The following is a 5,534-nucleotide window of genomic DNA, read 5'->3' as shown; positions in this document are numbered from 1 at the left end:
TACATTCGGGATCGATCGATCGTGCTGTGCTAATGGCAACTCGGTATTTTCGCTCATTTAGCTATGATACAACGCTCCCACATCAAATCCGGTTTGTACAACTTACGAACCTCAGCCCTCACCCCCAACCCCTCTGTCTTGTCGTTGCTTGGTTGATTTTCATGGTCGGGAAACCCGACCGAAAATCAATCCGCTTTTTTATTCGGGGGGAACCCTAGACATAAAAAAACGACAAGACAGCGAATCAGCGACGCGCTCATCACGGAGGTTCCCTCCAGGTCGAGCGCGTCAAGACAAGACAGAGGGGAGCCAGAGCCGGAGGCGATGGCGGGGTGAGGGCTGGGGTGGGGTAACACAGATCTGTAGGTTGGGTTGAGCCTCGAAACCCAACACACCTATAGATTACCTCCGGTAGGCTTCGCCAACGATTGTGTGGATGCCCTAGTTTCATTCTTCAACCCAACCTACTCCCCTAACTTTTGTTAGAAGCGAAATCCCTAGAAATCCCCCTAAATCCCCCTTAAAAAGGGGGACTTTAAAGCCCCCTGCTTGGTGCGCTACACTGTTGGGGAACCCGAACAGTACAAAGCAAAACGCTTTTTAAGGGGGTTGGGGGATTTAGATCTCGAAACGGAGCAACAACCTACTAAGTAGGTAGGCGCAATAATTTATACAATAGATGATACCTGAAACCTAGTTGGTGGGCAGTGCCCACCCTACTGGGACGACTTAAAAAGGGGGACTTTTAAAGCCCCCTTGGAAAGGGGGTTGGGGGATTTAGATCTCGAAACGAAGCAACAACCTACTAAGTAGGTAGGCGCAATAATTTATACAATAGATGATACCTGAAACCTAGTTGGTGGGCAGTGCCCACCCTACGGGATATCTCCCCTAAAGCCTAATCCCTAAAGCCTAATCCCTAAACCTGCTGCGGATGATGGTTGCGAAGGAGCTTAACAACATCGGCTACCAACATCGCTGGCTCGATCGGTTTGGAAAGTAGGATTTGAAATCCATAAAATAGCGAAATATCGCGATCTTTCTTGGTATTATAAGCAGTCAGTGCCGCCGCCAAAATCTTCCCGCCCGATTCCGCCGCCAAAGCCCGGACTTGACGGATTAACGACCAGCCATCAGTGTCTGGCATCGCCAGATCGGACAGGAGCAGATCGTAGTGAGGATTTGCCTGTAGTGCCAGCAGTGCTGCGTCAGCACCGCCAACAGCTGTCACTGTTGCCCCAGCTCGTTCGAGGATAATGGTAATCAGTGCGAGGATACTTTCATCGTCTTCGACAGCGAGAATGTTCTTGCCCTGCAAAGGCTGAGCTGCGATCGCAGCCAACTTCGTGGCTGGTGTATTTGTTAACTTCGATTCTGTCATCATAGGTAAGGATGGTAAGTTTTGCGAGTTTCTGCTCCGCCGGAGCGACTGTACCAACAAGTAATCGGGTGAGATCGGAAAAGTGAAATTTGGATCGCTGGTTTAGCGTTTGGTGCAGAGGATCGTACTCGAAATTTGGCTGCAAAATTTCGATCTCTCTCAAGCTAGTTTTTAACGCTATCTAAATTTACCACTATTGACTGAGATAAAACCGAGCCGCGATCGCTGTTTTTGCCACGGCGCTATTGTCGTCGGGTGTGACAATCTGTGAAAATGTAGACATGTGGCTCGATCTCGGCATCACTGGCGAATGCGAAGCGCTGCCTCGATCGGGTCGATGCCGATCGAGGATGCAGCGTCTTAAATGGTGCCAGTTATTGGGGTAATATTTGTGACAGTGGCTGCCTTAGCCGATCTACAAGGCAATCGACATTTAGAGTACGTCCAGCGATCGGCTCTTTGAAAATATACATTTAGGTAGATGAATGTATTGTGTTAATGCTTTATACTTGCCTCGATCTGTGCTTGCGAATATTGAAACTGTAAATTGTAAATATTGCATAACAGCTCGTTACTCGGATCGAAAACTACAAAATTCACATCACAATCTATTTATATTTCCAAGTATAGAAACGATGAATCCTAAAATTAAACCTTAAAATTTAATTTTCAGTCGCACCATCAAGCGTAGATCGATCGAAATACTCAATCTTTTCACTAGTCGCTAGCGTCGAGCAAACATAGGATCGCACACCATCCGTCTTGAAAAAATCTCCTAAAAATGCTCAAATATCAAGCACTCAAAGTCACTGTTGAAATTAGTACCTCCGTCCTTTATCCTTGGGAGATTGGCGACTATTTTAAATACAATGGTCAAAAATATCGCATCGAAAAAATCATTCGCGAAACAAAACAGGCGCGGATCGATGGCACGATCGGGGAAATATCCGCAGATACTCCGATCGATGACCAAATCATCACTAGCCTGGTAGTTGGCACTTTAGTTAGGTAACTGACTCATCAATGGCGCAACCGGAATCTAGTTTGCGCAGATCTCCTGCTATTTTGGGGAAATAGCGTACTTAAACATCAATCGCTCGTGCCATCAAAACCCCTTTCCCCTTTCCCATCTTGAGAGCGGATGTGGGAAAACTCTCACCCACCCCAAGATCGAGTCCGATTACTGGCGATCTGTGCGGACTAGACCTCTATAATGGTTTTAGCTTTATAGATCGACTCAAACAATCGCAAATGACAATTTTCTGGGGCAACCTCATCAAACCGAGGTGGATGGACGCATGAGTGGTGACTTTGAGGAGATTTATGATGCGATCGTCGTCGGATCGGGTGCTAATGGCGGCGTAGCGGCGAAAGAACTGGGCGAACGGGGGTTGAAGGTACTCGTCCTCGAAGCAGGGCGGACGATCGATCCTGATGCCGATCTGGGGCATCCGGTGCGGGATATGACGAAGCGACTTTACAACTTGGCGTCCCGGCGGCAGTCATATCAGTCGATGCACCCTGGGTACTGGAAAGCAAACCCCGATCTATTTATTGACGAGCAAGATAACCCATACACGACACCACCCGATCGACCCTTCTCGTGGATTCGCGGTCGGCAAGTGGGCGGTAAAAGTCTCACCTGGGGCGGGATTACCCTCCGGCTGTCGGATTATGAGTTTAAAGCAGCCAGTCGGGACGGTCACGAGCAGGATTGGCCGATCGCTTATGCCGATTTGGTGCCCTATTATAGTAAGCTAGAGCGATTTTTTCAGGTGCGGGGCGATCGCGATGGGCTAGCACAACTGCCCGATGGCGACTATCAACCGACGATTCCCCTCACTCCCGGCGAATTACACCTCAAGCAAGTCGTAGAAACCCGCTGGCCCGATCGTCAATTAATTGCGTCGCGCGGATTTGGACTGCCCAAACCCACCGCCGCCCAGCCGTGGCCGCCGTCTTCCAGTCAGGGTTCCTCACTCCAAGCGGCGCTTGAAACGGGTAATGTCACGCTCCAAGCGGATGCAGTCGTCAGTCACGTTATTTTCGACCCTACCACCCGCCAAGCTACAGGGGTAGCATATATCGATCGCCTCACCAAGCAACAGCACCAAGTATCCGGGCGGACAGTAGTCTTATGCGCCTCAACAATCGAGTCAGTGCGAATTCTCCTCCACTCCACCGCCAAATATCAGCCCCACGGGTGGGTGGATAAATCGGGCTTGCTCGGGCGCTTTTTGATGGATCACGTTTCGACTGCAACCTTCTTCTTTATCCCCGGCTTGCCACCACCCGCCACACCCTTCCCGCTCTCCGGCTGCGATAGCTTTTTCATTCCCTGCTTTGTCAATTTGAAGTCCCAAGCTGAGGATTTTTTGCGCGGCTATGGGATTTGGGGCGGGGTACAACGCTTCGATTTACCAGGCATCGTGCGGAAGGTAGGCGCGGGTTCGATCGGATTTGCGATCGCCCATGGGGAAGTCTTACCCCGCTATGACAATCGGGTGCAGCTAGACGCCGCTGTCGTCGATGCCTGGGGGATTCCAGTACCGCACATCGAGTGCGCCTGGTCGGACAATGAGCAGCGGATGCTCGCCCACATGCACGCCCAGATCGACGAAACGATCGCCCTAGCTGGCGGTAAACCGATGAAGTTAACCGAGATGTTTCGGATGCCCCTAGTGGGCAATTTCGTCCGCAAGATGGAGGAAACCATGTCATTTTCGGCACCGCCCGGTTATTACATCCACGAAGTCGGTGGGGCGCGAATGGGTACAACTCCGACTAATTCCGTCGTAAACGATCGCAATCAATGTTGGGATGCGCCGAATCTATTTGTCACCGATGGAGCCTGCTGGCCGTCGTCGGGCTGGCAAAGTCCGACTCTGACCGAAATGGCGATTACCGCACGGGCTTGTGAATTTATCGCCACCAAGCTGGAGCAAGGCGGTTTTTAGGTAAAGTATCGAGTCTTTGCCCGCTAAGTTTTAAACGCCGATCGATCGGTCAAAATGCTGACAGGAAAGCTGTTAGCTCTGGGCAAATTAAGAACATCAAAATGCGCCCCAGAGTAGACGAGAACTGTAACCATGAACCGACTTGTTAATTCCTTCCTGCTGAAATCTTCAGTTGTTCTAGCAATGGCGATCGCGATCCTGCCAGCGATCGCCACAGATCGATCCAGCGCAGAACCAGCATCGCGTAATGCCACAACAGCGGCCAAATCCACACCCACAAGCAGCAACAACACCTCAACTGTAAATCCTAGTGCTACCCAGGTAGCAACCAAAAGCTTGCCGCCAATTGCCGATATCAATCTCGTGCTTCAGCTCAAAGAACGGAAAGTATATGTTTATAGAGGTAGCCAGATCGTTGCTGCTTATCCAGTTGCGATCGGTAAAAAAGGCAGCGAAACACCGACAGGCGAATGGCAAGTTATGGAAACGATCGTCAATCCTGGTTGGACGAATTTTAATACGGGGAAAATGATGCCGCCTGGTAGAAATAATCCGCTCGGATCGCGCTGGATTGGTTTTTGGACTGATGGCAAAGATACGATCGGTTTTCATGGCACCAACAAACCTGACTCGATCGGTAAAGCCGTATCCAGTGGCTGCGTAAGGATGCACGACAGAGATGTGCAAGCACTGTACCCGCTGATTAAAGTCGGTACGATCGTCAGAGTTGTAAAGTAATAACGTAAGTCGATCGCATTAAGATATCGTGTCGTCCCACTACTGGCTCGACTTAGTTAATTATGTGGTTAACTACGCGCACCAATTTTTGAGGAAGATAGCTAACTTCATACCATAGATCTTTGGGGCTAAGATCGAATCCATACTGAAGGACGATCGCGATCGCGATAACGCTCACAACTAGCCCCAAACTGACATTAAATATCCTCAAAACCGATCGCACGATGACGACTAAACCGACGATCGTTGCTACTCCTAATATCGTTTGTAGATCGAGTATAGAGTTCATATTCAATTAAACAATAGAAGATTTACGAGCGTGTTCTATATATGCTGCTGTAGCTAGTAATGAGACGATCGTCAGTGGAAATGTCAAACTCCACCAGGATTCTGACAATAACACAAAAAAGGCGGCGGCTAATCCACCTAAAGCAAAGCCCGCAATTACTGGAACAAAC

Annotated in this window: 5 protein-coding genes; 3 read left to right on the top strand and 2 right to left on the bottom strand. The window is 49.5% G+C overall.

Translation table 11 applies throughout. The features are described from left to right. Positions 1–919: 919 nt before the first annotated feature. Positions 920–1,384, bottom strand: a complete 465-nt coding sequence (locus RMO52_RS14380) for a response regulator (protein ID WP_309738307.1) — start codon at positions 1,382–1,384, stop codon at positions 920–922. A 778-nt stretch (positions 1,385–2,162) separates the two neighbouring features. Between RMO52_RS14380 and RMO52_RS14375 the strand changes: the two genes are divergently transcribed. The 3 genes from RMO52_RS14375 (at position 2,163) to RMO52_RS14365 (ending at position 5,076) form a co-directional block, all read left to right on the top strand. Then, positions 2,163–2,393: a hypothetical protein gene (locus RMO52_RS14375; protein WP_309738305.1), complete on the top strand. Its 231-nt coding sequence runs from the start codon at positions 2,163–2,165 to the stop codon at positions 2,391–2,393. Between the two features lie 286 nt (positions 2,394–2,679). Then, entirely contained in the window at positions 2,680–4,338 is a 1,659-nt protein-coding gene (locus tag RMO52_RS14370) for a GMC oxidoreductase (RefSeq protein WP_396134988.1), read from the top strand. 132 nt (positions 4,339–4,470) lie between these two features. Next, complete coding sequence (locus tag RMO52_RS14365) at positions 4,471–5,076, top strand: L,D-transpeptidase family protein (RefSeq protein WP_309738302.1); 606 nt, start codon at positions 4,471–4,473, stop codon at positions 5,074–5,076. A 52-nt stretch (positions 5,077–5,128) separates the two neighbouring features. On the opposite strand, the gene RMO52_RS14360 is transcribed toward RMO52_RS14365, so the two are convergent. Beyond that, positions 5,129–5,365, bottom strand: a complete 237-nt coding sequence (locus RMO52_RS14360) for a hypothetical protein (protein WP_310415396.1) — start codon at positions 5,363–5,365, stop codon at positions 5,129–5,131. Between the last annotated feature and the right edge of the window lie 169 nt (positions 5,366–5,534).

Origin of the sequence: Chamaesiphon sp. OTE_8_metabat_110, assembly GCF_031382685.1 — a bacterium.
In the GTDB taxonomy this organism is placed as follows: Bacteria; Cyanobacteriota; Cyanobacteriia; order Cyanobacteriales; family Chamaesiphonaceae; genus Chamaesiphon.
Note: the sequence above shows the minus strand (reverse complement) of the source record. Positions and strands in the feature narration are given on the sequence as shown.

Excerpts from the sequence above, each read along its gene's own strand:
- RMO52_RS14380 (WP_309738307.1), bottom strand. The coding sequence starts at position 1,384 with ATGATGACAGAATCGAAGTTAACAAATACACCAGCCACGAAGTTGGCT.
- RMO52_RS14375 (WP_309738305.1), top strand. The coding sequence starts at position 2,163 with ATGCTCAAATATCAAGCACTCAAAGTCACTGTTGAAATTAGTACCTCC.
- RMO52_RS14370 (WP_396134988.1), top strand. The coding sequence starts at position 2,680 with ATGAGTGGTGACTTTGAGGAGATTTATGATGCGATCGTCGTCGGATCG.
- RMO52_RS14365 (WP_309738302.1), top strand. The coding sequence starts at position 4,471 with ATGAACCGACTTGTTAATTCCTTCCTGCTGAAATCTTCAGTTGTTCTA.
- RMO52_RS14360 (WP_310415396.1), bottom strand. The coding sequence starts at position 5,365 with ATGAACTCTATACTCGATCTACAAACGATATTAGGAGTAGCAACGATC.